We start from the raw sequence: 24,725 nt of genomic DNA, 5'->3' as shown, positions 1-24,725 counted from the left end.
GGATACAACAGTGAAAAGCAAGTCTGCATGGGCCGTTGCATGGGTCCTGTTGGTGGGCGCGGCTGGTATGGCGCACGCGCAAGCACAAACGCACGCGCACGGCTTGCCCAAGCCGAAGGAGTTTTATTTCGACGAGGATCGCACGACCGCCAAGGCGGTGGTGGCTGTGCCGGGGCAGGGCGATGTCGTGGTCGATCGGCTTGCGGCGATGGTGCAGCGCGATGGTCGCGCCGCCGAGCCACGCGCGCAATTGGCGGCGATGGCCTACGCCGGTGGTCGCACCCAGCTGGGCGATGAGCTTTATCAAGCTGCGATCAGCCAGGCTGCGGTCGGCAGTCAGATCTACCGCAGTATCGTCTGGAACTATGGCTGGGATCTGTTGCGGGCCGACCAGCCCGACAAGGCGTTGCAGCAGTGGGCGATCCTCGCCAATGGCCGTCCGGCGACGCCGGAGTGGTTGCCGACGACGCTGGCGCTCGGCCTGTGGCGTGCCGGCCGCAAGCAGGAAGCGGTGGAATGGTATGCGGCCGCAGTACGGACCTGGCCGGATCGCTGGGGCACGACCGCCAGCTATGCCAGTCTGCTGCCGGACTGGCGCGACGCCGAGCGTGCCACGCTCGCCGAGGTGTTCGCTGCATGGCAGGCCAATCCGCCGGCGTTTCCGTAACGGCGAACGTCTGATCGGGCCGGGCGGGCGGCTAGCGCAACGACGATAGGACCGTCGGTGCGCTGCGCCCTCGCGCGCGCAAGCATGATGGCGGTCACTTCATCGCAGTGAACTGTGCAGCGCAACGGCACGGTCCATGCATGGACCTGCGGTGCACTGCACACACCGCCGTCGCGCAGTTCGCTCGCACACACGGTTGCGCCAGCGCTGCGCGCACGTGCTGTGCGTGACCAGCATCGTGCGATGCTGCACGCTCACTGGACAGGTAGCGTGGCGATTCATGGCGGTGGATGCATTTGCGTCGATCCTGGCGATGTTGGGCTTGGGATTGCTGTTCGCGCGCTTGCGGGTGTTGCCCGACAACAGTGCCGATGTGCTCAATCGTGTCGTGCTGTATCTCTGCCTGCCGGCGTCGGTGCTCACCTACGTGCCGCGCTTGCATCTGGATGCCTCGCTGGGCGGACTGATGGCCACGCCCTGGTTGCTGACGCTGTTGCTGCTGCCCTTGCTATGGGGCGTTAGCCGCTTGCTGCGCCTGCCTCGGCAAGCCTATGCAGCCCTGCTGATGTGCGTGGTGTTCACCAATTCCAGCTTCATCGGTTTTCCGATGGTGCGTGCGCTGCTCGGCGATCACGCGTTGCCGTATGCAGTGGTCTACGATCAATTCGGCACCTTTCTGCTGCTGTCCACGGTCGGGCTGGTGATCCTGGCCCGCTATAGCGGCGACGCGCCACCGAGCGCACGCATGATCCTGCAACGGATCACGCGCTTTCCGCCGTTGTGGGCGTTGTTGGTGGCCGTGACGGTGATGCCCGAACAACCGCCGGCATGGATTGCCACGAGCCTGAAGACGCTGGCCGACGCCATGTTGCCGCTGGTGATGTTGGCGGTGGGGCTGTCGCTGCAACTGCGCCTGCCCGCCGAAGACCTTGCGCCGCTGGCGCTGGGATTGCTGTTCAAACTGGTGCTGATGCCGGTGCTGGCGCTGCCGCTGTCGTGGGTGCTGGGACTGCGCGGGCCCATGTTGCAGACCAATGTGCTGGAATCGGCGATGCCGACCATGATCACCGCGGCTGCGTTGGCGATCTCGCATCGGCTGGCGCCGCGCCTGGCCGCCGCGATGGTCGGTTACAGCATCCTGCTGTCGTTGCTGACCTTGCCGGCCTGGACCTGGCTGCTGGCGCACCTGCCAGCGTAATTGCGTGCCGGCAGCATGCCAGCGAGGCCGCGGACACGGGCTGGCGGGCGAGGAACGCGCTCGGCGGGTCCTCTGTTGCGGGCGGGCGTCGGAGCGGACGGTCATGGCCACTGCAGCATCTCAAGCGCTAGCAATGGGCCGAGGCCCCGGTTCGCGTCGCCAACGGCGAGCTCAAGGGACGGCGCGCCCACCACGCCGAGGACCACTGCCACCGGTAGACGCCTGCCATGCCGCACGCCAGGCGGCGCCTGCATCGCTGCAGTGACCGGCGAGCGCTCGAACGTTGGTCCTCCAGCAACGGCTTCGCCGCCAGGGGCATTGCCCGCGTGTGACCGACCGTGGCCGTCGTCGGGGAGCGGCAGGCACGTGCGGGGTGCTCGTTAACCGTATCGACTACTTCCTCACCCGATCGCGGTGTACGCTGCCGGCTTGCTCCCGGAAGCGAGGCGTGCATGAAGACAGTCTTGGTGGCCGGCTCCAAGGGCGGCGTGGGCAAGACCACGATCGCCACCAATCTGGCCGCGCACGCGGCGTTGCAGGGCCAGCGCACGGTGCTGGCCGATGCCGATCCACAGGGCTCCTCGACCCGCTGGGCCGAGCGCCGCGCCAGCCTGGAGAGCGCGGTGCTGCCGATCGATGCCACCCGCCGGCGCAACTGGCAGGCCGCCGTTCCCGATGGCACCGACCAGGTGGTCATCGATGCCCCGGCCGGCGCGATGGCCGAGGACCTCAGCGGGTTTCTCGATCACGTCGATGCCATCGTGGTCCCGGTATTGTCGTCGGCACTGGACATCGAAGCGGTGGTCGGCTTTCTGAACACCCTGGCCAAGGTACCGCGCGTCCACCAGCGCAAGCTGCCGGTGGGACTGGTGCTCAACCGGGCGCGCCCGTGGACCCAGACCTCGCAGCAGGCAGCCGAGATGCTGGCCGGCTGGCCTTATCCACTGGTGGCCCAGCTGCGCGACACCCAGGCCTACGTGGTGATGGCCGGGCTGGGCCGCAGCCTGTTCGACTACCGCTCGGCGCAGGTGCGCGACCACCAACAGGACTGGGAGCCGCTGTTGAAGTGGCTTCGCAAGTCCTAATACCGGATTGTTCTCATGCGCGAATTGATCTTGTTGCGGCACGCCCACGCCGAACCGGCCGATACCGGTCAGGCCGATTTCGACCGTCCGCTGTCGCCCCACGGCCTGGCGGAGGCGGAGGCGGCCGGGCGCTGGCTGCGCGACCAGCACCTGGTCCCGGACCGGGTGCTGTGCTCGCCGGCGCGGCGGGCGCGCGAAACGCTGGAAAGCGTGCTGGAGCTGACCGGCTACATCGAGCAGCGCCTGGACGAGCGCATCTACGACGCCACGCCGGGCACGCTGGCCAGCGTCGTGGACGAGCATCGCGAAGCCGAGCGCTTGTTGCTGGTCGGCCACAATCCCGGGCTGGAGCGGCTGGCAGCCTTGATGCACAGCGGCCAGACCGGCGACTACCGCGGCATGCCGACCGCCTCGATCGCCTTGCTGGCGCTGCCGTTGGATGCCGCGATCGAGCCGGGCATCGCCCGCCTGACCGCTTTCTGGTGGCCTTGATCCGTGCGATGGCGTTGCCAGGCCTTGGGCTGGCTGACGCTGGTCGTCGCGCTGCCCGGCGTGGCGCAGCACAAGATTCCGTTCGATCCGGCGCAGTCGCGCTTCGGTTTCGAGATCCGTACCCGCTTCGGGCAAAAGATCGAGGGTCTGTTCCCGCGTTTCGAAGGTGACCTGCTGGAACTGCCCGATGGTCGCCACCAGGTGCGCCTGCGCATGTTCACCAGTCAGGTGGAGATCCCGGGCAAGGCCCGCTACACCGCCTGGATGCGCGGCGAGGACTTTTTCGACGTGCAACGCTACCCGGTGGTCGAATTCGACTCGGTGCCGTTCGATCCGGACTTGTCCAAGCAGGGCGGTGATCTGCTCGGCAAGCTGACCATTCGCGGAATCACCCATGAAGAGACCTTGCACGTCATCCCGGCCGAATGCCCGCGGCCGGGCTATGATTGCGACGTGATCAGTCGTGGTACGGTCCTGCGAGGACGTTATGGAATGGATGCATGGCAGGTGGCCCTGGGCGACAGGGTAACCTTCGTGCTGCGTGCCCGTTTGCAGGAGGCACGTCGCCCGTGACGTTTCTTTGGAGGGTGTTGGTGCTGGCAACGGTGTTGCTCGGCACAGGATGCGCCGGGCTGTCGCAAAGCGAGCGCAACCGTGCGGCCGGGATCGCGGCCGCTGCCCGCGGCACCGTGGTCGACTGCTCGCGGGCCGACCGCTGCGCCCAACCCTCGCCGCTGCGCGCGCTGGGCGGCCAGGCGATCACCGACTCCACGCCCAGCGTACCGCGGCACTACGCCACCATCGTCGACCATGGCGAAGAATCCCTGGTCGCGCGGCTCAATCTGATCCGCAGCGCCACCCGCAGCATCGACCTGCAGACCTACATCTTCGACAAGGACGACAGCGCGCGCATGGTGATGGACGCGCTGGTGGCGGCAGCGCAGCGTGGCGTCAAGGTGCGCGTGCTGATCGATCAGCTGTCGGCCATCGCCGACCTGCAGATCCTCGGCGCGCTCGCCAGCACCCACGAAAACCTGCAGCTGCGCATCTACAACCCGACCTTTGGCAAGGTCAAACTCAATTACTTCGACTATGCCGGCAGCGTGCTGTGCTGCTTCCGCCGCTTCAACCAGCGCATGCACAACAAGCTGCTGGTGGTCGACGACGTGCTCGGCGTGGTCGGTGGGCGCAACTACCAGAACGACTATTTCGACTGGGATGGCGAGTACAACTTCCGCGATCGCGACGTCATCCTGGCCGGGCCGGAGGTGCGGGCGATGGCCGCCAACTTCGATGCGTTCTGGCGTGCTCGCCGCAGCGTGCCGGCCGAACGGCTCAACGACGTCGGCCGTCTGCTGCTCGAGCAGGGCGCCCCGGCCATGCCGCCAGCGCATTTCGAACGCCCGGAGCGGGTGGCGCGGGTGGATGCAGAAGCCCGCGATCCCGGCTTCGTGCGCGCGGCGTTCGTTGCCCCCGCCTTGCCGGTACAGCGGGTGCAATACGTGGCAGATCTCCCGCAGAAGCATCGCAAGGAGCATCCGGCGACCGCCGTGCATACCGCGCCGGAGCTCGATAGCCTGATCGCCGGTGCGCAGCACGAGGTGCTGCTGCAGACCCCGTACCTGGTGCTGTCCGATCCGGCCCAGGCGATCTTCCGCGACCTGCGCAAGCATCCACAGCCGCCGCGGGTCGTGGTGTCCACCAACAGCCTGGCGGCGACCGACAATCCCATCGTCTACGCGCTGTCGTACAAGTTCAAACGCCGCAACCTGCGCGAACTGGGCTTCAATATCTACGAATACAAGCCATTTCCGTTGGACGCTCCGGTGGACTACGCCAGCCTGGTGTCCGATCCGCTCGAACCGAAGCAAGGCGATGATGGCGGTCGCCGCGAAAATCGTCTGATCGGCGGCAGCGCGGCCGGCAATGCCATCCGTGGCAGCAGTGGCAGCGGCGGCGGCCGCAACCCAGGCGGCAGTGCGGTCGACCGCCGCGTGCTGCGCACCGAAACCCGGCCTTCGTTCCTGGGCACGCGCGCGGTCAACCGGCCATTGCCGGTGACCCGTACCGGTGCGCGCATGGGCCTGCACGCCAAGTCGTTGGTGGTCGATCGCCGGATCGGCGTGATCGGCACGCACAACTTCGATCCGCGCAGCGAGAACTACAACACCGAGGCGGCGGTGGTGATCGACGATGTGGCCTTTGCGCAGGCATTGGCGGCCAGCATCGAACGCGATATCGAGCCCGGCAATGCCTGGACAGTGGCGCCGCGCGAGAAGCCGCCGGTCCTCAGTGGCTTGAACTACAGCGTCGGCAAGGTCTCAGAAGCCCTGCCGGTGCTGGATTTCTGGCCGTGGCGTTATGCCACCAACTACGAGTTCCAGCCGGGCCCGGACTGCCCGTTCCCGCTCAAGCGGCAGGATCCGCAGTTCCGCAAATGCTATGTCGCGGTGGGCGATTTCCCGGAAGTGAATGTCGGCCCGAAGTGGCTGCTGGTGCGCATGCTGACCGCCTTCGGCGCCGGCTTGGTACCGATTCTCTGACGCGGCAACGCCAGCGGGCGCGCCCAATCCCTGCCCGGACGCATCGGTGCCGCTGCCGCAGCGCAGTCATCGGCACGCCGGGGTTGAATCGCAGCCCGCGCTTGCCGATGCTGTCGTCCGACTCCCCCCGGCCCGAAGCGTGCCCATGATCTTTCGCGAACCCGTCGACCTTGTCGCGCTCAATGCCGCCAGCCGCAATACCCTGATCGAGCATCTGGGCATCGTCTTCACCGAGGTCGGCGAGGACTGGCTGCGTGCCACCATGCCGGTCGATACGCGCACCCACCAGCCTTATGGACTGCTGCACGGCGGCGCTTCGGTGGTGCTGGCAGAAACGGTGGGCAGCAGCGCGGGCAACCTATGCGTGGATATGCGCCAGCAGATCTGCGTCGGGCTGGAGATCAACGCCAACCATCTGCGCGCAGTCCGCGACGGGGTGGTGACCGGGACCGCGCGCGCGGTGCACGTGGGCCGTACGACCCAGGTGTGGGACATCGTCATCGACAACGCCGTCGGCAAGCGCGTCTGCGTCTCGCGGCTGACCCTGGCAGTCGTGCCGCATGGCCACGGTGGATGAACAGCGGCAGCGCCACTGGTGGAACAGCGCCACCCGTCGCCGGCACTGCGCGGGGGCCTGGCTGCTGTCACAATAGGGCAGCCTTCCCCGCTTCGGTCCTGTGTTTCGAATGAGCGAGTCATCCCTGCCCGCCACGCGCGACGCCGGCGGCGCGCCGCGTTGGTGCCGTTACCTGTACCGGGTGCCGTTGCTCGCGGTGCACGTGTTCATCGGTCTGCCGATCACCATGCTGTGCATCGTGGTACCGCCGCTGGCCGGTCTGCGTATCGGTGCCGACGACACCTTGCGCGATGGCATGACCCGCTGGTGGCAGGGCACGCTGATGCGCATCTTCGGCTTCCGCCTGCGTCGTTTCGGCACGCCGTTGAAGGGTGCCACCCTGTTCGTGGCCAATCACGTCGGCTGGGTCGATATCTCGGTGCTGCACAGCCAGCAGGTGATGGGATTCGTCGCCAAGCGCGAGATCGCCGGTTGGCCCTTGGTGGGTTGGCTGGCGGCCAAGGGACAGACCATTTTCCACCAGCGTGGCAATACCGAGTCGCTGGGCGGTGTGCTGCAGGAAATGCTGCAGCGCCTGCGCAGCGGCCAGGCGGTCGGCGTCTTCCCGGAGGGACGGACCCGTGCCGGCAGCGAAGTCGGCCCGTTCCATGCGCGCATCTTCCAGGCCGCGGTCGAGGCGGGCGTGCCGGTGCAACCGGTGGCGGTGCGCTACGGCACCCGGGGCAATGCGCAATCGATCGTCGCCTTCGGCGAGCGCGAAAGCTTCGTCGGCAACCTGCTGCGCCTGCTCGGCGAGCCGGCGCGGCTGGCCGAGGTGCACTTCCTGTCGCCGATTCCTGCGGGCGACGTGGATGGGCGGCGCCGGCTGGCGGAGATCTCGCGCCAACGCATCATCGCGGCGATGGAGTCCTGAGCAGGCGATGTGCGCCGTCGCCGCCAGCGCTGTCCCGCCATCCTGGCCGCTCAACGCATGAACGCGTCCGACTACCAGCCGCCGCGCTGGCTACGCAACCCGCATGTGCAATCGGTGCTGGGCAGCAGTGCCCTGCGACGCCTGCGCGGGCTGCAGTTGCTGGCGGCCAGCGGCGCGCGCACCGAGGAGCATATTCTCGATGGCGGCGATGGCGTGCGGCTGCAGGGCTGGATGAGCGTGCCGCCGGGCGATGCGCCGGTACGCGGCACGGTACTGCTGCTGCATGGCTGGGAGGGCAGCGCCGATTCCAACTACATGCGGTTGACCGCTGCGCGCCTGCTCGGCCTGGGCTACCAGGTGTTCCGGCTGAATTTCCGCGACCACGGAGGCACCCACCACCTCAATGTGGATCTGTTCCACTCCGATCGCATCGACGAGGTGGTCAACGCGGCAGGCGACCTGTGGCGGCGTTTTCCCTCCCCGCAGCTGCTGGCGGCCGGCTATTCGCTGGGCGGCAACTTCGCCCTGCGGCTGGCATTGCGTGCACCGGCCGCCGGCTTGCCGCTGGCGCGGGTAGCGGCGGTCTGCCCGTTGCTGGATCCGGCCGCGACCATGGACCAGTTGGAAAAGGGGCCGCAGTTCTACGATTGGTACTTCCGGCGCAAGTGGCGCGAGTCGCTGCTGCGCAAACGCAAGCTGTTCCCCGACCAGCATGGCTACGACGATGCCACCTTAGCGCTGGACATGCGCGGGCTGATGGCCTGGCTGGCCGAACAGCACACCGGTCATGGCTCGCTGCAAGCGTATTTCGAGAGCTATTCGATCGCCGGCGAGCGCCTGGCGGCGCTGCAGGTGCCGGCCGACATCCTGATGGCCGAAGACGATCCGGTGATCCCGTTCGAGGATTTCGCCGGCTGGCGGTTGCCGCCGTATGCCACCTTGGAGATCGCCCGCTGGGGCGGGCATTGCGGCTTCCTGGAGAACGCCCGCGGCGATGGCTTTGCCGAACGCTGGGTGGCCGAGCGGCTGGCGGGCGCGACCTAAATCGCGGGGAAATCGGCGCACCGCCGCGGCTCGGTACAATAGGCGTTTGTCCGGGACACGCCGCCGCCATGCAAGACTCGATTCTCCAAGCCCTGCGCCGCAATGCGGCCGACGACGCCGTCGCGCTGGCGCGCGAGTGGGTCGCCAGCGCCCCGGAGCTGGCCGATGCGCACCGCTGGCTGGGCCTGGCGCTGCAGCAGCAAGGCCAGCCGGCGCTGGCGCTGGCCAGCATCGAGACCGCGCTGACGCTGGCCCCTGAAAGCGCCGATCTGCATCTGCAACGTGCCGGCCTGCTGCTGGCCGGGCGCGAGGTGGCCGCTGCCGATGCGGCACTGGCCCGCAGTACCGCACTCGATCCCAATCAGTTCCCTGCGTATGTGATGCAGGCGCACCTGGCGGTGGCGCGTGGCGATCTGGAAGAAGCCGCGCGACTGAGCCGTACCGCCGCCCGGCTGGCACCGGAGCATCCGCAATTGCTGGCGGTCGATGGCGTGGTGGCGATGCGTCGCGGCGACAGCGATACCGCGCTGGCGCTGCTGACCCGTGCAGCCGAGCAGTTGCCGGACGATCCGCGGGTGATGTTCGCGCTGGGGTTTGCCTACCTGCAAAAAGAGCATCACGCCTTTGCCGAGCGCGCGTTCGAGCGGGTGATCGAACTGAGTCCGCCCGGGACCGCGCTGCGTGCCTTCATCGCTCAGCTGGCCCAGCGCCAGGGGCGCCTGGACGATGCCTTGGCGACCATGGAAACGGTGCTGGCCCAGGCGGATGGCGATCTGCCGGCAATGCGCCGGCTGGCCGGCGAGATGGAGTTGCAGGCCGGCCGGCCCGACCGCGCCGTGGCCCAGCTGCGGTTGGCGCTGGCCCATTGGCCGGCCGACCGGCGCACGCTGCAGGCGCTGCTGATGGCGTGGGAACGGCTGGGTGCGGTCGATGATGCCCGCGACACCCTGGATGCGGCGCTGGCCACCGTCAGCAGTGCCCACGACCTGTGGCTGGCGCGGCTGGCGGTCGAGCCAGTGGGTGGGCCGGAGGCGCAGGCGGTCATCGAGCGCTGGCTGTTGGCCATGCCCGAGCATCTGCCGGCATTGGAAGCGCTGATGCGGGTGCACGACATGCAGGGCGATGCCGCCGCCGCCGAGACGGTGGCGCGCCAGATCGTGGCGGTCGAACCGGGCCGCATCAGCGGCGAGGAACGCATCGTCGAGGCGCTGCTGGCGCGCGACCCGCCGGCGGCGATCGCCTGCGTGCAGTCGCTGCTGGAGTCGCTGCCGGTCCCGCAGCAGACCACCCTGCGGCCCTGGCTGGGCCAGGTGCAGGACCGTGCCGGCCAACCGGATGCGGCCCTGGCCACCTGGCTGCAGTTCCATCGCGAGCAGGCCCCGCACCGCCTGCCGCTGCCGCCGCAGGCGGCCAAACAGCCGGCGCAATGGCCGCCGCTGGGCACCATCGCCGAGACCGAACAGGCGCGTCCGCTGCTGGTCTGGGGCATGCCGGGCTCGCATGTGGAACGCCTGGTGGCGGTCATGGAAGCGGCCACGCCGCTGGTGCGCAGCGATCGCTATGGCACCACCCCGCCGGCCGATGCCCTGCAGAGCTACCGCACCGTCGAGCAACTGGCGTCGGGCGAACTGGCGCCGTTGGCGCTGGTGGAAGGCTGGCGCGCGCAGCTGCCGCGGCGCGGCATCACCGATGGCAACGTCATCGACTGGTTGCTGTGGTGGGATAACAGCGTGCTCACCGCTTTGCGTCCGCATCTGCCCGAAGGGCGGCTGGCGATCGCGCTGCGCGATCCTCGCGACATGCTGCTGGACTGGCTGTCGGCCGGTGCGCCGGCGCCATTGGCGCTGCAGTCGCCGCAGCAGGCGACCGACTGGCTGCTGGTCGCGCTGGACCAACTGGCCGTGTTGCACGAGCGCGATCTGTACCCGCACCGCATCCTCCGCCTGGACGGCATCGAGAACGATCCGCAAGGCATCGCCGATGTCCTGCAACAGGCCTTCGGGCTGCGCTTTCCGCTGGTGCCGCCGCGCGGCCCGGCGCGGCTGGCGTCCGGGCGCTGGCGCGACTACCGCGGCGTGCTCGGTGCGCAGTTCGACCTGCTCACGCTGATGGCGGTGCGCTTCGGCTATCCGCAGGAGTAGCGCCGTCATCGCGGCGGCGTGGCGGCGCGCGCAACGCTCTGCGTTGCAGCGTTCCGCCCAGGCCGCTTTCGCTGTCGCCGGCGGACGGGCACCCTGGTCGCCCTCGCTTTCGTCCATCCACGGAGTTTCTGCATGCGCCTGATCAGCCACAGCTTCGACAACGGTGCCGCCATCCCGGTGGAATTTGCCGCCGGCAGCCCGGAAGGCTTCGCTCCCAACCGCAATCCGCACCTGGCCTGGAGCGAGGTGCCGGCCGGCACCGCCAGCTTTGCGCTGTTGTGCCTGGACCCGGACGTGCCGACCGTGCCGGAGACGGTGGGGCGCGACGATCTACAGATTCCGGTCGAGCAGCCACGCACCGATTTCGTGCATTGGGCGATGATCGACCTCCCCGCAAGCGTGCATGAACTCGCCGCCGGCAGTTGCAGTGACGGCTTCGTTGCCAAGGGCAAGCGCCAGCCGGCCGGACCGGCCGGTGCCCGTCAGGGTCTGAACTCCTATACCGACTGGTTCGCGGGCAATGCCGACATGGCCGGCGACTATCTGGGCTATGACGGCCCCTATCCGCCGTTCAACGATCTGCGGCTGCACCGCTACTTCTTCCGGGTGTTCGCGCTGGACGTGGCGCGACTGGAGGTTCCGGCCCGTTTTACCGCTGCCGACGCGCTACGCGCCATGCACGGTCATGTGCTGGCCGAAGCGACGCTGCACGGCACCTACACGCTCAACCCGACCGTGCGCTGAGAACGGCTGACAAAACGACCGCGCAACCGCCAGGCGCGGGCGCGGCGTTGCTCGAAATCGGCATGTACCACCCGCACACGTGGGCTCCCGTGCACCGTCCATGCCCGCCTGCCGGCTGCGCGCTGCGTTTTGTTCGCCACTCCAGGCCTCGCCCGGACGCCGCCGGTCAGCCGCTGGCTTCCAGCATCTGGTCGAGCACGTAGACCGGCGCGGCGTCCTGACCGGGCGCCGGTGGATAACGGGTCACCCGCAGCAAGGTGCGAATGCCGTCTTCGTGTTCGAACCCCTCGATGCGGCCGTCGTAGATCTGCCACGCCGGTTCGCCGGCGGAAGACGCCGGGGCCTGTTCGCGCAGTTGCAGGCAGCGCCGCGCGGGAGCGTCGGGGCAGGGCACGGTGGCAGCGGCCACTTCGATCAGCAGCGTCTGGCCGGGGCCATGCTGGCTGGCGCTGGTGGGGGTGCCGGCGAACACCAGCCGGGTGCCATCGCTGCGGGTCAGGGTCAGCTGGGAGTGCTCGGCATCGGCGGTCATCGCCACGGCAAAGCGGCCGGACAGCAGGGCGCTGGCAGCCTGCTCCTGGGCCATCCGGCGCTGCTCGGCGCAGGCCCGTTTACTGGAGACCACTCGGCCAATCTGGACCTGCCGTTCGGCCAGCGCATAGGGCGCGCCGAGTGTGTTGCAGGTGTGGCTGACCTGGATCCGTTGGTCGGTGAAGTCCAACTGCAACGGCGGCACGCCGGCCACGAACAACCGCTGCAAGGCGCTGCCATGGGCGTCGCTGGCGTGCTGCAACTGCCAATGCCGGGCCTGCAGCGTGCCGCGCAGGGCGTCGGTGTCCGGCCCGGGCGCCATCGTTGCGGCCGTCGCGGCCGCTGGCGCACGGCCGTCCTGGGCCGGCGTGCAGGCCGCGATGCCGGTCGCCAGCAGGGGCGCAAGATAGGCCGAACGCATCGCGGACTCCGACGAGCGAGGCCGCTAGTGATACCGCGCCACTTCCCGGCGGGCAATGACGGCCGTCACTGCCCGCCGCATTCGCCGCTCAGGCCGCGGGCAGCCACAGCAGCAGCGCTGCGCCGAGCACCAGCCGGTAGATCGCGAACGCGGTAAAGCGGTGTTGCTTGATATAGCCCAGCAGCCACTTCACCACCACAAAGCCGGTCACGGTGGCGGCCAGGAAGGCCACGCCGACGTCGGTCCAGTTCTCGCTGCCGATGCCGCCTTCCTTGTACATCTCCAGCAGCGCATAGCCGCTGGCGGCGAACATGGTCGGGATGCCCACCATGAAGGCGAAATCCGCTGCCGCCGAGCGCTTGCTCAAGCCCAGCAGCATCGCCAGGAAGATCGTCGATGCCGAGCGCGAGGTACCGGGGAAGACGCCAGCCACGACTTGCGCCAGGCCCACCGCGATGGCGACCTTCCAGGTCACCAGATCGCGCTCGGGCAGCTTGCTGGCGAAGTGTTCGGCCACCAGCATCCACACGCCGCCGATCAGCAGCGCCCAGGCGACCGGTTGCAGGGTTTCGGGCAATTGCCAGCCGGCCTTGCGTACCGCCAGCCCGACCACCGCGGTCACCAGGAACGACACGCCGACCTTGAGCACATAGTCGCGGTTGGCGCGCTCGCCCAGGCCCGTGGCCAGGGTCCACAGCTTCTGTCGCAACGCCAGGCAGATGGCCAGGATGGCGCCGGCCTGGATGACGATGTTGAAGAAGTCCGAGCGGCGTCCGAGCCATTGTTCGGCGATCAGCAGATGGCCGGTGCTGGAGATCGGCAGGAATTCGGTGAGGCCTTCGAGGATGCCTAGGAGCAGGGCAGAAATCAGGTCGGACATCGGGCTGAAGAGGAATGGGGGAGCGCAGAGGATAGTGCATTGCGACATGCACCATATAGGTGCAGTATCGGTAGCAGTAGCACCTAAGTGGTGCTTTCAGCATGCTAGCGATCTCGAGCGACACCAGCAGAATCAAGGGCTTGTGAAATCCGCAGGCTTGGCACGGTCCCTGCTGTCATCCCGCCCACGAGCCACTTCACTCTACCTCCGAGGTTTCTTCCGATGTCCGTGGAAAACGTTGAAAAGCTGATCAAGGACAACAAGGTCGAGTTCGTCGACCTGCGTTTCGTCGATATGCGCGGCGTGCAGCAGCACGTGACCTTTCCGGCCAGCATCGTCGAGCCGGCGCTGTTCGAAGAAGGCAAGATGTTCGATGGCAGCTCGATCGCGGGCTGGAAGGGCATCAACGAGTCGGACATGGTGTTGCTGCCCGATGCCGACACCGCCTACCTGGATCCGTTCTACGCCGATCCGACCGTGGTGCTGACCTGCGACATCCTCGATCCGGCCACCATGCAGTCCTACACCCGCGATCCGCGCGGTATCGCCAAGCGCGCCGAGGCCTATCTGAAGGCCTCCGGCATCGCCGACCAGGCGTTCTTCGGTCCGGAGCCGGAATTCTTCATCTTCGATTCGGTGCGCTTCGCCAACGACATGGGCCACACCTTCTTCCAGGTGGGTTCGGAAGAAGCGGCCTGGAACACCGGCACCAAGTACGAAGGCGGCAACAGCGGCTACCGTCCCGGCGTGAAGGGCGGTTACTTTCCGGTGCCGCCGACCGACTCGCTGCACGATCTGCGCGCGGAAATGGTCAAGACGCTGGAGCAGGTCGGCATCGAGACCGAAGTGCACCACCATGAAGTGGCCACCGCTGGCCAGTGCGAGATCGGCACCAAGTTCTCCTCGCTGGTGAAGAAGGCCGACGAGTTGCTGACCACCAAGTACATCATCAAGAACGTCGCCTACCGCAACGGCAAGACTGCGACCTTCATGCCCAAGCCGATCGTCGGCGACAACGGCAGCGGCATGCACGTGCACCAGTCGCTGGCCAAGGGTGGCAACAACCTGTTCTCCGGCGACGGCTACGGCGGCCTGTCGCAGCTGGCGCTGTGGTACATCGGCGGCATCTTCAAGCATGCCCGTGCGATCAACGCGTTCGCCAACTCCGGTACCAACAGCTACAAGCGCCTGGTGCCGGGCTTCGAAGCGCCGGTGATGCTGGCCTACTCGGCCCGCAATCGCTCGGCCTCGTGCCGCATTCCGTGGGTGTCCAACCCGAAGGCGCGCCGCATCGAGATGCGCTTCCCCGATCCGTTGCAGTCCGGCTACCTGACCTTCACCGCGTTGATGATGGCCGGCCTGGACGGCATCAAGAACCAGATCGATCCGGGTGCGCCCAGCGACAAGGACCTGTACGACCTGCCGCCGGAAGAAGAGAAGCTGATCCCGCAGGTGTGCTCCAGCCTGGACCAGGCACTGGAAGCGCTGGATCAGGACCGTGAGTTCCTCAAGGCCGGTGGCGTGATGACCGACGACTTCATCGATGGCTACATCGCGCTGAAGATGCAGGAAGTCACCAAGTTCCGCGCGGCCACGCATCCGCTGGAGTACCAGCTGTACTACGGCAACTGAGTTCCACCGCGGCGGTGGTGGAGGTTTCCCCTCCCACCTCTCCCACCGCCGCACATGTTCGATGACCGACGGCGTGAGCCGGCGGTCGAAGAGAAGTTGAGAGAGACCGGATCGCGCTGCGCGGGCCTGACCTCTCCCACGAGGCGGATGCGCCGCATCCGTCGGGGTCTGCGCACGTCGCGAACGTTCGGATGCCGGGGTTGGCATCCAGGTGAATGACACCGCCGGTTGGCGCAATGCCGGCCGGTTCCTTCCACCATTCGGGGTATGCGCATGAAATTGATCACCGCCATCATTCGGCCGTTCAAGCTCGACGAGGTCCGTGAGGCCTTGTCCGCTGCCGGCGTGTCCGGTATCACCGTCACCGAGGTCAAGGGCTTCGGGCGGCAGAAGGGCCACACCGAGCTGTATCGCGGCGCCGAGTACGTCGTCGACTTCCTGCCCAAGATCAAGATCGAAACGGTGGTCACTGACGACCGGCTGGACGCGGTGGTCGAAGCGATCCAGAACGCGGCCGGCACCGGCAAGATCGGCGACGGCAAGATCTTCGTGACCGCGATCGAGCAGGTCGTGCGTATCCGCACCGGCGAAATCGGCGCCGATGCACTCTGAGTCCATCCTCCCCGGAGTCCTTATGAAGACAGGTCTTTTCGGCGGGTGGAAAGCCCGCTTCTACAGCGTCTGCCTGCTGATGCTGGTCAGTGCATTGCTGGCGCTGGCCGCTGGCAATGCGTCCGCACAATCGAGCGCCCAGCTCACGCCGTTGCCGACCGAGCCGGTCACCACCGAACCGCTGCCGACCGCGGCGCCGACGCCGGCCCCGGTCGCTGCCGCGCCGGCGGCTCCGGTGGTGGAGAAGGGCGATGTCGCCTGGATGCTCACCTCGACGTTGCTGGTGCTGCTGATGGTGGTGCCGGGCCTGGCGTTGTTCTATGGCGGCATGGTGCGCGCCAAGAACGTGCTATCGGTGCTGATCCAGGTCGCGGTGGTCTTCGCGCTGTTGACCGTGCTGTGGGTGATCTACGGCTACAGCCTGGCCTTCTCGGGCGAAGGCGCATGGGTCGGCAATCTCGACAAGGCCCTGCTCAAGGGCGTCACCATCGAGAGTCTGGCCGCGACCTTCACCAAGGGCGTCAGCCTGCCCGAATACGTGTTCGTGGCGTTCCAGGCGACCTTCGCCGGCATTACCGGCGCACTGATCGTCGGTGCCTTCGCCGAGCGCGCCAAGTTCGCCGCGGTGCTGCTGTTCTCGGTGATCTGGTTCACCTTCGGCTACCTGCCGTTGGCGCACATGGTCTGGGCGACCGGTGGCTATCTGTTCGGCCTGGGCGCGCTGGATTTCGCCGGCGGCACCGTGGTGCACATCAATGCCGGGATCGCCGGCTTGATCGGTGCGTACTTCGTCGGCAAGCGCGCCGGCCTGGGGCGCGAGGCGATCAAGCCGCACAACGTGACCTTGACCTTCGTTGGCGCCTCGTTGCTGTGGGTGGGCTGGTTCGGCTTCAATGCCGGCTCCAACCTGGAAGCCAATGCCGGTGCGGCGCTGGCCTTCCTCAACACCTTGCTCGCCACCGCCGCCGCCATCCTGGGCTGGTCGCTGACCGAGAAGATCGTCAAGGGCAAGTCCTCGGCGCTGGGCGTGGCGTCGGGCATGGTAGCCGGCCTGGTCGGCATCACCCCGGCCTGCGGCACGGTCGGCCCGTTCGGCGCCATCGTCATCGGCCTGGCCGCCGGCGTGCTGTGCGTGTGGGGTGTGACCGGTCTCAAGCGCCTGCTGGGCGCCGACGACAGCCTGGACGTGTTCGGCGTGCATGGCCTGGGCGGCATCATCGGCGCGATCCTGACCGGCGTGTTCTCGGCTGCGTCTCTCGGCGGCCAGAAGGGCGGCGACTACGACATGGTCCACCAGGTCGGCATCCAGGCGCTGGGTGTGGCGATCACCGTCGGCTGGATTGGCGTGGTCTCGGTGGTCGGCTTCCTGGTGGCCAAGCTGGTGTTCGGTCTGCGGGTGACCGAAGAGGCCGAGCGCGAGGGCCTGGATATCACCTCGCATGGCGAGGCCGCCTACGAGTCCTGAGCCTGTCTGCCCGCGGCCAAGGTCGCGGGCGCTTCACGGCCTGCCCGGCATGTCGGGCAGGCCAGCCCGGCGCCACGCGCCCGGCCAACGCAACGCATCGAGGTGCCCGCATGACCTGCCCCACGCCTAGCGCCGATGCGGCCGGCCGTCATTTGGTTCGCGCCGGGCACCGCGTCGCTTCGCATGTGGCGACCGACGCGCCTGGTTTGCTGGTTTGCACTAAATTGGTGCAATGACGATGACGCCTTCTACTCCCACGCTCGACAGCCTCGGCACGCCGGTGGCCTGGGCCGATCGCGACGGTCGCGTGCGGGGCGTGAATCCGGCGTTCGCGCGCTGGCTGGGCGTCAGCGCGCGGCGGCTGGTGGATCAGCCTTTGGCGGCGCTGGAGGTCCAGGGCGATGCGCTGGCGCGTTTCCTGCTCAACGATGAGCGCGACGTGCTGCGTCTGCACCGGCTGGCGCTGAGCCTGCCCAACGACACACCGCGCTTTGCCGAGGGCTGGCTGTCGCGGCTGGACGACGGCGGTTGGTTGCTGGAAATCCATCCCGTCGACGAGTTTCCCGCGCTGGATCCCACCCATGCCTTGCCCAACGCGCTCGGTGCCGCGCTCAAGGGGCTGGCGCATGAGCTGCGCAATCCACTGGCCGGACTAAAGGGTGCGGCGCAACTGCTGGCGCGGCGGGCGGCGGGCCGCGACGAGGACGAACGCGAGCTGATCGAGCTGATCGGCGCCGAGATCGAACGCCTCAACACCTTGCTCGAACGCCTGCTCTCGCCCACACCGCTGCGCCCGCACGATCGGCTCAATATCCACGTGGTGCTTGAACGGGTGCTGCGTCTGGCCGAGGCCGAGGGTGGCTGGTCGGTGCAGGTGCAGCGCGATTACGACCCCAGCATCCCCGACATCCTCGGCGATGGCGATCGCCTGACCCAGGCGGTCTGGAACCTGGTGCGCAACGCCTTCCAGGCCGGTGCCAGCCGGGTGACCTTGCGCACCCGGGTCGAGCACGGCCAACGCATCCGCGATCGCGTGCATGCGATGTCGTTGCGGCTGGAGATCGTCGACGACGGTGCCGGTGTCCCGGAAGAGTTGGCCGAGCATCTGTTCCTGCCGCTGGTCAGTGGTCGTGCCGAAGGCAGCGGCCTGGGGCTGGCGCTGGCCCAGCAGGTCGCGCGCGAACACCACGGCACGCTGACCTACCGCTCGCGCCCAGGCCATACCGTCTTCACCCTGCTGCTGCCCGAGCTGGCGGGCGATCACGACAAGGAACACGCGCATGCCTGAGACCGCCGCCCACCGCATCTGGGTCGTCGACGATGACCGCTCGGTCCGCTTCGTGCTGTCGACCGCGCTGCGCGATGCCGGCTATGCCGTGGATGGCTTCGAGAGCGCTGCCGCGGCCCTGCAGGCATTGGCGATGCGTCCCACGCCGGATCTGTTGTTCACCGATGTGCGCATGCCGGGAGAAGACGGGCTGAGCCTGCTCGACAAGCTCAAATCCAGGCATCCGCAGCTGCCGGTCATCGTGATGTCGGCCTACACCGACGTCGCCAGTACCGCCGGCGCCTTCCGCGGTGGCGCGCATGAATTCCTTTCCAAACCCTTCGATCTCGACGATGCGGTGGCCTTGGCGGCGCGCGCCTTGCCCGATGCGGATGCGGAAGCGAGCGACGAGGACGGGCCGGGATCGCTGCCGGCCGAAGGCTCGGCCGCGTTGATCGGCGACACCCCGGCCATGCGCGCGCTGTTCCGCGCGATCGGCCGGCTGGCGCAGGCACCGCTGTCGGTGTTGATCAACGGCGAGACCGGCACCGGCAAGGAACTGGTCGCACGCGCCTTGCACAGCGAGTCACCGCGCGCGCGCAAGCCGTTCGTCGCGCTCAACACCGCCGCGATCCCGGCCGAGCTGCTGGAAAGCGAATTGTTCGGCCACGAGACCGGCGCCTTCACCGGTGCCACCAAGCGCCACATCGGCCGTTTCGAGCAGGCCGATGGCGGCACGCTGTTCCTGGACGAGATCGGCGACATGCCGTTGCCGTTGCAGACCCGTTTGCTGCGCGTGCTGGCGGAAAACGAGTTTTTTCGGGTTGGCGGGCGCGAATTGATCCGCGTCGACGTACGGGTGATCGCCGCCACCCACCAGGACCTGGAAGCGCTGGTCGAACAGGGGCGCTTCCGTGCCGACTTGCTGCACCGGCTGGACGTGGTGCGGCTGCAGCTGCCGCCCTTGCGCGAGCGCCGCGGCGACATTGCCCAGCTGGCGGAGAACTTCCTGGCCATGGCCGGCCGTAAACTCGATATGCAGCCCAAGCGGTTGTCGGCCGCTGCGCTGGACGCACTGCGCCACTACGATTGGCCGGGCAACGTGCGCGAACTGGAAAACGTCTGCTGGCGGCTGGCAGCGTTGGCGACCGCTGACAGCATCGATGTGGTGGATGTAGAGGCGGCATTGACGCGGGGCGGGCGACGCACACGCAGCGGCCGTGGCGAAGAGCAGTGGGATGCCTTGCTGGCCAGCTGGGCCGCGCAACGGCTGAGCGAAGGCGCCCAAGGCCTGCATGCCGAAGCCCGCGAACGGCTCGACAAGACCCTGCTCGAAGCTGCGTTGCACCTGACCCAGGGCCGCCGCGCCGAGGCCGCCGCGCGCCTGGGCCTGGGCCGCAACACCGTCACCCGCAAGCTCGGACCGGGGCGCAAGCGACGCTGATCGCGCGCGGCGTGCAGTGGCGGCAGCGAGCCCTTGCCTCCTAGGTGGCCGGCTCAGCCAGTCGCCGGCGATGCCGCGGTTCGCTGCAGCCCACCACGCAACGGCGCGGTGCCGAGGAGAGGCTGCTGTCGCGCTGCACAGCGTTGCGCCGTTCGTGCGCCAGACGGATACGCCGCCATCTGCATCGGCGTGTGCCGGCGTAGATCATGGATGTGCAGCAGTGTGGTCACCCGCGCAAGGCGCGTCAGCAGTAATGAGCGCGGATCGATCATCCACGCGCTGACCGCTGACCGCTGACCGCTGACAGGTCGTGGCATCGCAAGCGCTTCGGTCGCTGCCAGCAGTCGCAGCGCCTGCCAGGACCGCGCCACCTTGCCATGACGCACTTGCCGTGACGAACAGCGGTATCGGGCCATGCGGTCGCGCCATCCACGCGTGGCAGCCATCCGTCCGACCGCAGTCATCGGCGCGCACGCGAACTCCTGCAGCTTGCATGACGCACGACAGCAAGGCAGTTGCGCGGGGCGGCGTTTAGACTGGCGCGCCCGGCCGTGTCTTCATGAGACTTGTACGGCCGCCCCTCTAGCGTGGCCCTATCCAGGAGATCGTCGATGCATCACCGGTTGTATGCGCTCATCGCCAGCACGGCCGTGCTCGCTGCCTGCAGCAGCACGCCACCTGCACCGCCGCCGCCACCTGCGCCCACGCGCGTGGTGCCGGCACGCGCGGTGCAGCAGGCCGAGGCGGTGCTGGCATCGGCCTCCGGCAGCTTGGTGAGCGGGCGGGTCGTACTGGTGCCTGCGCTGCATGGCATCCGCGTCACCGGTACCGTCGGTGGACTGCAGCCGGGCGCGGTTGCCGGCTTCCATGTGCACGAGCGCGGCGATTGCAGCGCTGTCGATGCCAGCAGCGCCGGTGCGCATTTCAACCCGACCGGCGCGCCGCATGGCCGCGCCGGCAGCAGCGCGCATCATCTGGGCGACCTGGACAATCTCCGCGCAGACGCCGAAGGCGTGGCGCATGTGGACATGATCGTCGCCGGCATCAGCCTCGGCGATGCGGCCGCTGGCGACGTGGTCGGCAAGTCGCTGGTCGTGCACGCCGACGCAGACGACTATCGTAGCCAGCCCAGCGGCAACGCTGGCGCGCGCCTGGCCTGTGGTGTCATTCGCGTCAGTCGCTGGGCCGCTGCATCTACACCGCCCTGAGCCGGGCATCCCCTGGCCGCCGCGGTGGCCGCTTCCACAGGAGTTTTCCATGCGCATCGTTAAGACCACTCTGTTTCTGGCCACGGCACTGGCCTTGACCGCGTGCAAGCGCGAGGAACCGGCAACACCCGAACCGTCGCCCGCGCCGCAAGCCGGGATGCCGGCCGATGCCGCCCATGGTGGCGAGCACGCGGCGGCGATGGTGAGCGAGGCCACCGCAAGCACCACCGCGACCGCCGAACTCAAGCCAACCCAGGGCAATGAGGTCAAGGGTACGGTGACGTTCAAAACCGTCGATGGCGCATTGCGCGTCACTGGCCAGCTCAGCGGCCTGAAGCCCAATAGCGAACACGGCTTCCATATCCACGAGAAAGGCGATTGCAGCGCGCCGGATGGCAGCAGCGCCGGCGGTCATTTCAATCCCGCGCAAACCGACCATGGCATGGTCAGCAACGATCCGCACCACGGCGGCGACATGCCCAACATCAAGGCGGATGCGCAAGGAAATGCCAGCATCGACGGACCGGTATCGAGCAACGTCAACCTCGGCAAGGCCGACCAATACGATATCGCCGGGCACGCGGTGATCGTGCATGCCGATCCGGACGACTACAAGACCCAGCCGACCGGTAACGCCGGTGGTCGTCTGGCCTGTGGCGTGATCACCACCGACAACGCGCCTGCGCCGACCCGCTGAGGCCATCAGCTCCGGACAACTGCGTGCGGCGCCTGCAGCAGCAGGCGTCGCGGCGGCCGGATGCGCGCTGACAGCGATGCACACGCGTCGATCGATGGCTGCTTGCAGCGCATCGGCACGCGGCCGCCAGCCTCAATCGTTTGGCCACAGACCAGGCGTGGCCAGCTCCAAGATGTCCGTCGGGATCGCGAACGTAGAGGCTGTGGCCACCGGCCGGCCAATGCGTACGGCCCTCGATCGCGATATGGCAGGCGGCCAGATGCGCTTCCCAGGCCTTCAGTGCATCGCTGGCGATCGCCAAGGCGTAGTGCTGATGGCCGCTGCCATCGTGCGGCGGAATCGTCCCGCCCGGTAATTGCACCGTTGTCGTCGTGCTGCCGCGTAGGAATAGCAACAACACCTGACCTGGCGCGATGGCATAGGCGGCCATGCGCGCATCGCGGTGCATCGGGCGCAGACCCAGCACGTCAGCGTAGAACGCGCAGGCCCGTTCCAGCTCGGCCACATACAGCCCGGTCTCCAGCACGCCTTGCAGGGCAGGTGCGCTGGCGACCGGTGCGGATGTCATGCTGCAAGTGTCATGCTGTCAGCGCCTGGCGCGGATTCTGGCCAGGCGGGACGTGCACGTACAGCACTGGCAGGCCGTGCGCTTCCAGCACCGCGGCCATCTGGCGCTGACGCGCGAGATAGTGCTCGTAGACGCCGCGCAGGCGATCACAATCGGCGCGATCGTGTGCGTAGTAGTCGCACCAGTCGGCTGGATCGAGCAGGGCGATGCGGACCTCGTCATCGTGATAGCGCAAGACCGGTTCAGGCCCTTGTTGCAGCCATTCTTCGCTGCGCGGAGCCAGCAGTGCGGCCTCGATCAGCGGCCACAACGGTGCCAGGCCCTGATTGTCGTATTGCATGGACACCATCGCCGCCAGGTCGTGCACCGTCAGATAGCGCGCGTGTTCGATGCGTGCGCCGAAGCTCTCCTGCGCCAGCAGCGCGGTGTCGGCCTGCGCCATGCCTTGCGCCAACAGCAGCTCTTCCATCGCCTCGCTGACGGTCGCCAGCGTCTGCGGCTCGCCGCTGAGCAGGAACGGCAGCACCCGCAGATTGCCGCCGGCCAGCGTCGCTTCGGCCTGGAACGGCAGCGGAACCTCGCCCTGTGCATCGGCACCAAAGGCCAGCACGCGCGGGCCATCCTCGCTGCCGGGTGCGCGTGCGCGCAATTCGTCCAACCGGCGATGCAGTGGCCAGCCCGGGCGCAGTACCTCGGCCGGATCGAAATGCGCCAGAGCCACGCTCAGCTCCAGGTCGCGCACCTCTGGAATCCACTGCGCCAGGTCGCGGCCGATGCGCTCGGCCAGCATGCCGGCTTGCGCCGGTGCCAGGGCAGCGCGCTCGGGTGCGGTTCCGCCCGTCAGTTCCAATGCCAGGACACCCATGGCGGTCATGCCGTGTTCGGTCTTGCTCATGATTTGCGGTTGGCCCATCACCGGCTCGCAGCTACACTGCGGCCATTATGCCTGTCCGTCCTGTGCAGGCCATGTCCCGAGTCCTTCATGCCTGGTCAACCGATGCCCGCAGCCCGTCCCGTCGCCATCCTGGGCGGCGTCCGTATCCCGTTCTGCCGCCAGAACACCGCTTACGCGGACGTCGGCAACCTCGGCATGTCGGTCCGCACGCTGGGCGCCCTGGTCGAGCGCTTCGGCCTGCATGGGCAGCAGTTGGGCGAAGTGGCGATGGGCGCGGTGATCAAGCATTCGTCGGACTGGAACCTGGCGCGCGAAGCGACGCTGTCGTCCGGTCTGTCGCCGCTGACGCCCGGCATCACCTTGCAGCGCGCCTGCGGTACCAGCCTGGATTCGATCATCACCATCGCCAACAAGATCGCGTTGGGCCAGATCGATTCGGGCATCGGCGGCGGTTCGGACACCACGTCCGAAGTCCCGATCGTCTACGGCAAGAAGCTGCGTGCGCGTCTGCTCGCCGCCAATCGCGCCAAGACCACCGGCGACAAGGTCAAGGCCTTGCTGCGCGGGTTCAAGCCTGGCGAGCTCAAGCCTGAGTTTCCTGGTGTGGCCGAACCACGCACCGGCAAGAGCATGGGTGATCACTGCGAGGACATGGCCAAGGAGTGGAACATTTCGCGCGATTCGCAGGACGAGTGGGCAGTGGCCTCGCACCACAAGCTCGCTGCTGCTTATGAGCGTGGGTTCTTCGATTCCCTGATCGCCCCGTTCCGCGGCGTCTCGCGCGACAACATCCTGCGCGCAGACACCTCGCTGGAAAAGCTCGCCACCTTGCGTCCGGCATTCGACAAGATCTCCGGGCGCGGCACGCTGACCGCGGCCAACTCCACGCCGTTGACCGATGGCGCTGCCGCGGTGCTGTTGGCCAGCGATGCCTGGGCGCAGGCCCATGGCCACACGCCGATGGCCTATCTGCGCGATGCGCAGGTCGCCGCAGTGGATTTCGTCCACGGCGAAGGCCTGCTGATGGCGCCGACCATCGCAGTGCCGCAGATGCTGGCGCGCCATGGCCTGACGCTGCAGGATTTCGACATCTACGAAATCCATGAAGCGTTCGCCGCCCAGGTGCTATGTACGCTGCGTGCCTGGGAAAGCGAGGATTACTGCCGCAACCGGCTGGGCCTGGATGCGCCGCTGGGCCGCATCGATCCGGACAAGATCAATCCGCTGGGCTCCTCGTTGGCCACCGGCCATCCGTTCGCCGCCACCGGCGCGCGCGTGGTGGCGACCGCTGCCAAGCAGCTGCAGGAGCGTGGCGGTGGGCGTGCGCTGATCTCGATCTGCACCGCCGGCGGCATGGGCGTGGTGGCAATCGTCGAGCGCTGAGGCGGCGTCGCTGCAGCGCGATTGCGCAGCGGTATATCGGGCTTGGGCAAGCGATCGGCTGCCGCGCATTTCTCGGCACGCGCACGCGCGTGTCCGCAGGTCGGCGATGCGGTGCGTGGCTCGGCAACGTTGAACTGACTACACGCACGGTGTAGCGAGCGTGAACGCGGTGCGTGGTCAGCATGCCGTATTTCGATCGGACGCCACGAGGCGCCGAGCGCGCTTGACCGATCAGCGACGAGGCCTGTTTGTGCGACGCCAAGGTCTGCGAGTGGACCACGACGATGTGACATTTACGCGCGCCCTACCGCCGCGGAG

Annotated in this window: 22 protein-coding genes, 1 other RNA gene and 1 pseudogene; 20 read left to right on the top strand and 4 right to left on the bottom strand. The window is 67.8% G+C overall.

Features of this window, described 5'->3' with window-relative positions:
- The first annotated feature begins 10 nt into the window (after positions 1–10).
- The 12 genes from CKY51_RS06735 (at position 11) to CKY51_RS06680 (ending at position 11,542) form a co-directional block, all read left to right on the top strand.
- Positions 11–667, top strand: coding sequence for a hypothetical protein (locus CKY51_RS06735; RefSeq protein ID WP_022973715.1), 657 nt, complete (start codon positions 11–13; stop codon positions 665–667).
- A gap of 280 nt (positions 668–947) precedes the next feature.
- Positions 948–1,865, top strand: coding sequence for an AEC family transporter (locus CKY51_RS06730; protein ID WP_022973714.1), 918 nt, complete (start codon positions 948–950; stop codon positions 1,863–1,865).
- A gap of 452 nt (positions 1,866–2,317) precedes the next feature.
- Positions 2,318–2,950: a ParA family protein gene (locus CKY51_RS06725; RefSeq protein WP_022973713.1), complete on the top strand. Its 633-nt coding sequence runs from the start codon at positions 2,318–2,320 to the stop codon at positions 2,948–2,950.
- Between the two features lie 15 nt (positions 2,951–2,965).
- Positions 2,966–3,442 (top strand): SixA phosphatase family protein, encoded by a 477-nt coding sequence (locus tag CKY51_RS06720; protein ID WP_022973712.1) that lies wholly within the window; start codon positions 2,966–2,968, stop codon positions 3,440–3,442.
- Between the two features lie 60 nt (positions 3,443–3,502).
- Positions 3,503–4,015, top strand: coding sequence for a YceI family protein (locus CKY51_RS06715; protein WP_081641434.1), 513 nt, complete (start codon positions 3,503–3,505; stop codon positions 4,013–4,015).
- Positions 4,012–5,985 carry a phospholipase D family protein gene (locus tag CKY51_RS06710; protein WP_031340470.1) on the top strand — a complete coding sequence of 658 codons (1,974 nt, stop codon included), beginning with the start codon at positions 4,012–4,014 and terminating at the stop codon, positions 5,983–5,985. The genes CKY51_RS06715 and CKY51_RS06710 overlap by 4 nt, the downstream gene beginning before the upstream one ends.
- Positions 5,986–6,130: 145 nt before the next feature.
- Positions 6,131–6,562: a hotdog fold thioesterase gene (locus CKY51_RS06705; RefSeq protein ID WP_022973709.1), complete on the top strand. Its 432-nt coding sequence runs from the start codon at positions 6,131–6,133 to the stop codon at positions 6,560–6,562.
- A 109-nt stretch (positions 6,563–6,671) separates the two neighbouring features.
- Positions 6,672–7,475 (top strand): lysophospholipid acyltransferase family protein, encoded by an 804-nt coding sequence (locus tag CKY51_RS06700; RefSeq protein WP_022973708.1) that lies wholly within the window; start codon positions 6,672–6,674, stop codon positions 7,473–7,475.
- Positions 7,476–7,532: 57 nt separating this feature from the next.
- Positions 7,533–8,519, top strand: a complete 987-nt coding sequence (locus CKY51_RS06695) for a YheT family hydrolase (protein WP_022973707.1) — start codon at positions 7,533–7,535, stop codon at positions 8,517–8,519.
- A gap of 68 nt (positions 8,520–8,587) precedes the next feature.
- Complete coding sequence (locus CKY51_RS06690) at positions 8,588–10,660, top strand: tetratricopeptide repeat protein (protein ID WP_022973706.1); 2,073 nt, start codon at positions 8,588–8,590, stop codon at positions 10,658–10,660.
- A 132-nt stretch (positions 10,661–10,792) separates the two neighbouring features.
- Positions 10,793–11,404, top strand: coding sequence for a YbhB/YbcL family Raf kinase inhibitor-like protein (locus tag CKY51_RS06685; protein ID WP_022973705.1), 612 nt, complete (start codon positions 10,793–10,795; stop codon positions 11,402–11,404).
- Positions 11,405–11,466: 62 nt separating this feature from the next.
- A non-coding RNA gene (locus CKY51_RS06680) (sX9 sRNA) lies at positions 11,467–11,542 on the top strand.
- A 28-nt stretch (positions 11,543–11,570) separates the two neighbouring features.
- Here CKY51_RS06680 and CKY51_RS06675 read toward each other — a convergent pair.
- Together CKY51_RS06675 and CKY51_RS06670 are read right to left on the bottom strand one after the other, a co-directional pair.
- A complete protein-coding gene (locus CKY51_RS06675; RefSeq protein WP_022973704.1) occupies positions 11,571–12,356 on the bottom strand; it encodes an META and DUF4377 domain-containing protein in 786 nt (261 codons plus the stop codon).
- A gap of 88 nt (positions 12,357–12,444) precedes the next feature.
- The gene (locus tag CKY51_RS06670; RefSeq protein WP_152249008.1) at positions 12,445–13,236 is read right to left on the bottom strand and encodes an undecaprenyl-diphosphate phosphatase; all 792 of its coding nucleotides are present in this window, start codon (positions 13,234–13,236) and stop codon (positions 12,445–12,447) included.
- 222 nt (positions 13,237–13,458) lie between these two features.
- Here CKY51_RS06670 and glnA point away from each other — a divergent pair, with 222 nt between their 5' ends.
- The 7 genes from glnA to CKY51_RS06635 all read left to right on the top strand — a co-directional run bounded on the left by glnA (position 13,459) and on the right by CKY51_RS06635 (position 21,561).
- Complete coding sequence (glnA, locus tag CKY51_RS06665) at positions 13,459–14,868, top strand: type I glutamate--ammonia ligase (RefSeq protein WP_152249007.1); 1,410 nt, start codon at positions 13,459–13,461, stop codon at positions 14,866–14,868.
- Positions 14,869–15,141: 273 nt separating this feature from the next.
- A complete protein-coding gene (locus tag CKY51_RS06660) occupies positions 15,142–15,480 on the top strand; it encodes a P-II family nitrogen regulator (protein ID WP_002808480.1) in 339 nt (112 codons plus the stop codon).
- A 22-nt stretch (positions 15,481–15,502) separates the two neighbouring features.
- Positions 15,503–16,945: an ammonium transporter gene (locus CKY51_RS06655; RefSeq protein ID WP_031340466.1), complete on the top strand. Its 1,443-nt coding sequence runs from the start codon at positions 15,503–15,505 to the stop codon at positions 16,943–16,945.
- Positions 16,946–17,177: 232 nt separating this feature from the next.
- Positions 17,178–18,233, top strand: a complete 1,056-nt coding sequence (locus tag CKY51_RS06650; RefSeq protein ID WP_031340465.1) for a two-component system sensor histidine kinase NtrB — start codon at positions 17,178–17,180, stop codon at positions 18,231–18,233.
- Positions 18,226–19,656 (top strand): nitrogen regulation protein NR(I), encoded by a 1,431-nt coding sequence (gene ntrC / locus CKY51_RS06645; RefSeq protein ID WP_022973699.1) that lies wholly within the window; start codon positions 18,226–18,228, stop codon positions 19,654–19,656. The genes CKY51_RS06650 and ntrC overlap by 8 nt, the downstream gene beginning before the upstream one ends.
- Positions 19,657–20,267: 611 nt before the next feature.
- On the top strand, positions 20,268–20,864 hold the full coding sequence (locus CKY51_RS06640) for a superoxide dismutase family protein (protein WP_031340464.1): 597 nt from the start codon (positions 20,268–20,270) through the stop codon (positions 20,862–20,864).
- Positions 20,865–20,913: 49 nt separating this feature from the next.
- A complete protein-coding gene (locus CKY51_RS06635) occupies positions 20,914–21,561 on the top strand; it encodes a superoxide dismutase family protein (RefSeq protein WP_022973696.1) in 648 nt (215 codons plus the stop codon).
- Positions 21,562–21,693: 132 nt separating this feature from the next.
- On the opposite strand, the pseudogene CKY51_RS06630 reads toward CKY51_RS06635, so the two are convergent.
- A pseudogene (locus CKY51_RS06630) lies at positions 21,694–22,129 on the bottom strand (VOC family protein).
- 10 nt (positions 22,130–22,139) lie between these two features.
- A complete protein-coding gene (locus CKY51_RS06625; RefSeq protein WP_031340463.1) occupies positions 22,140–23,024 on the bottom strand; it encodes a hypothetical protein in 885 nt (294 codons plus the stop codon).
- Positions 23,025–23,111: 87 nt separating this feature from the next.
- Here CKY51_RS06625 and CKY51_RS06620 point away from each other — a divergent pair, with 87 nt between their 5' ends.
- The gene (locus tag CKY51_RS06620) at positions 23,112–24,407 is read left to right on the top strand and encodes an acetyl-CoA C-acetyltransferase (RefSeq protein ID WP_022973693.1); all 1,296 of its coding nucleotides are present in this window, start codon (positions 23,112–23,114) and stop codon (positions 24,405–24,407) included.
- Positions 24,408–24,725 lie beyond the last annotated feature (318 nt).

Origin of the sequence: Xanthomonas maliensis, from assembly GCF_009192945.1 — a bacterium.
Lineage (GTDB): Bacteria > Pseudomonadota > Gammaproteobacteria > Xanthomonadales > Xanthomonadaceae > Xanthomonas > Xanthomonas maliensis.
The sequence above is the reverse complement of the archived record's forward strand: the minus strand, read 5'-3'. Positions and strand labels throughout refer to the sequence as shown.

Excerpts from the sequence above, each read along its gene's own strand:
- CKY51_RS06730 (WP_022973714.1), top strand. The coding sequence starts at position 948 with ATGGCGGTGGATGCATTTGCGTCGATCCTGGCGATGTTGGGCTTGGGA.
- CKY51_RS06725 (WP_022973713.1), top strand. The coding sequence starts at position 2,318 with ATGAAGACAGTCTTGGTGGCCGGCTCCAAGGGCGGCGTGGGCAAGACC.
- CKY51_RS06720 (WP_022973712.1), top strand. The coding sequence starts at position 2,966 with ATGCGCGAATTGATCTTGTTGCGGCACGCCCACGCCGAACCGGCCGAT.
- CKY51_RS06705 (WP_022973709.1), top strand. The coding sequence starts at position 6,131 with ATGATCTTTCGCGAACCCGTCGACCTTGTCGCGCTCAATGCCGCCAGC.
- CKY51_RS06700 (WP_022973708.1), top strand. The coding sequence starts at position 6,672 with ATGAGCGAGTCATCCCTGCCCGCCACGCGCGACGCCGGCGGCGCGCCG.
- CKY51_RS06695 (WP_022973707.1), top strand. The coding sequence starts at position 7,533 with ATGAACGCGTCCGACTACCAGCCGCCGCGCTGGCTACGCAACCCGCAT.
- CKY51_RS06690 (WP_022973706.1), top strand. The coding sequence starts at position 8,588 with ATGCAAGACTCGATTCTCCAAGCCCTGCGCCGCAATGCGGCCGACGAC.
- CKY51_RS06685 (WP_022973705.1), top strand. The coding sequence starts at position 10,793 with ATGCGCCTGATCAGCCACAGCTTCGACAACGGTGCCGCCATCCCGGTG.
- CKY51_RS06675 (WP_022973704.1), bottom strand. The coding sequence starts at position 12,356 with ATGCGTTCGGCCTATCTTGCGCCCCTGCTGGCGACCGGCATCGCGGCC.
- CKY51_RS06670 (WP_152249008.1), bottom strand. The coding sequence starts at position 13,236 with ATGTCCGACCTGATTTCTGCCCTGCTCCTAGGCATCCTCGAAGGCCTC.
- glnA (WP_152249007.1), top strand. The coding sequence starts at position 13,459 with ATGTCCGTGGAAAACGTTGAAAAGCTGATCAAGGACAACAAGGTCGAG.
- CKY51_RS06660 (WP_002808480.1), top strand. The coding sequence starts at position 15,142 with ATGAAATTGATCACCGCCATCATTCGGCCGTTCAAGCTCGACGAGGTC.
- CKY51_RS06655 (WP_031340466.1), top strand. The coding sequence starts at position 15,503 with ATGAAGACAGGTCTTTTCGGCGGGTGGAAAGCCCGCTTCTACAGCGTC.
- CKY51_RS06650 (WP_031340465.1), top strand. The coding sequence starts at position 17,178 with ATGACGATGACGCCTTCTACTCCCACGCTCGACAGCCTCGGCACGCCG.
- ntrC (WP_022973699.1), top strand. The coding sequence starts at position 18,226 with ATGCCTGAGACCGCCGCCCACCGCATCTGGGTCGTCGACGATGACCGC.
- CKY51_RS06640 (WP_031340464.1), top strand. The coding sequence starts at position 20,268 with ATGCATCACCGGTTGTATGCGCTCATCGCCAGCACGGCCGTGCTCGCT.
- CKY51_RS06635 (WP_022973696.1), top strand. The coding sequence starts at position 20,914 with ATGCGCATCGTTAAGACCACTCTGTTTCTGGCCACGGCACTGGCCTTG.
- CKY51_RS06625 (WP_031340463.1), bottom strand. The coding sequence starts at position 23,024 with ATGAGCAAGACCGAACACGGCATGACCGCCATGGGTGTCCTGGCATTG.
- CKY51_RS06620 (WP_022973693.1), top strand. The coding sequence starts at position 23,112 with ATGCCTGGTCAACCGATGCCCGCAGCCCGTCCCGTCGCCATCCTGGGC.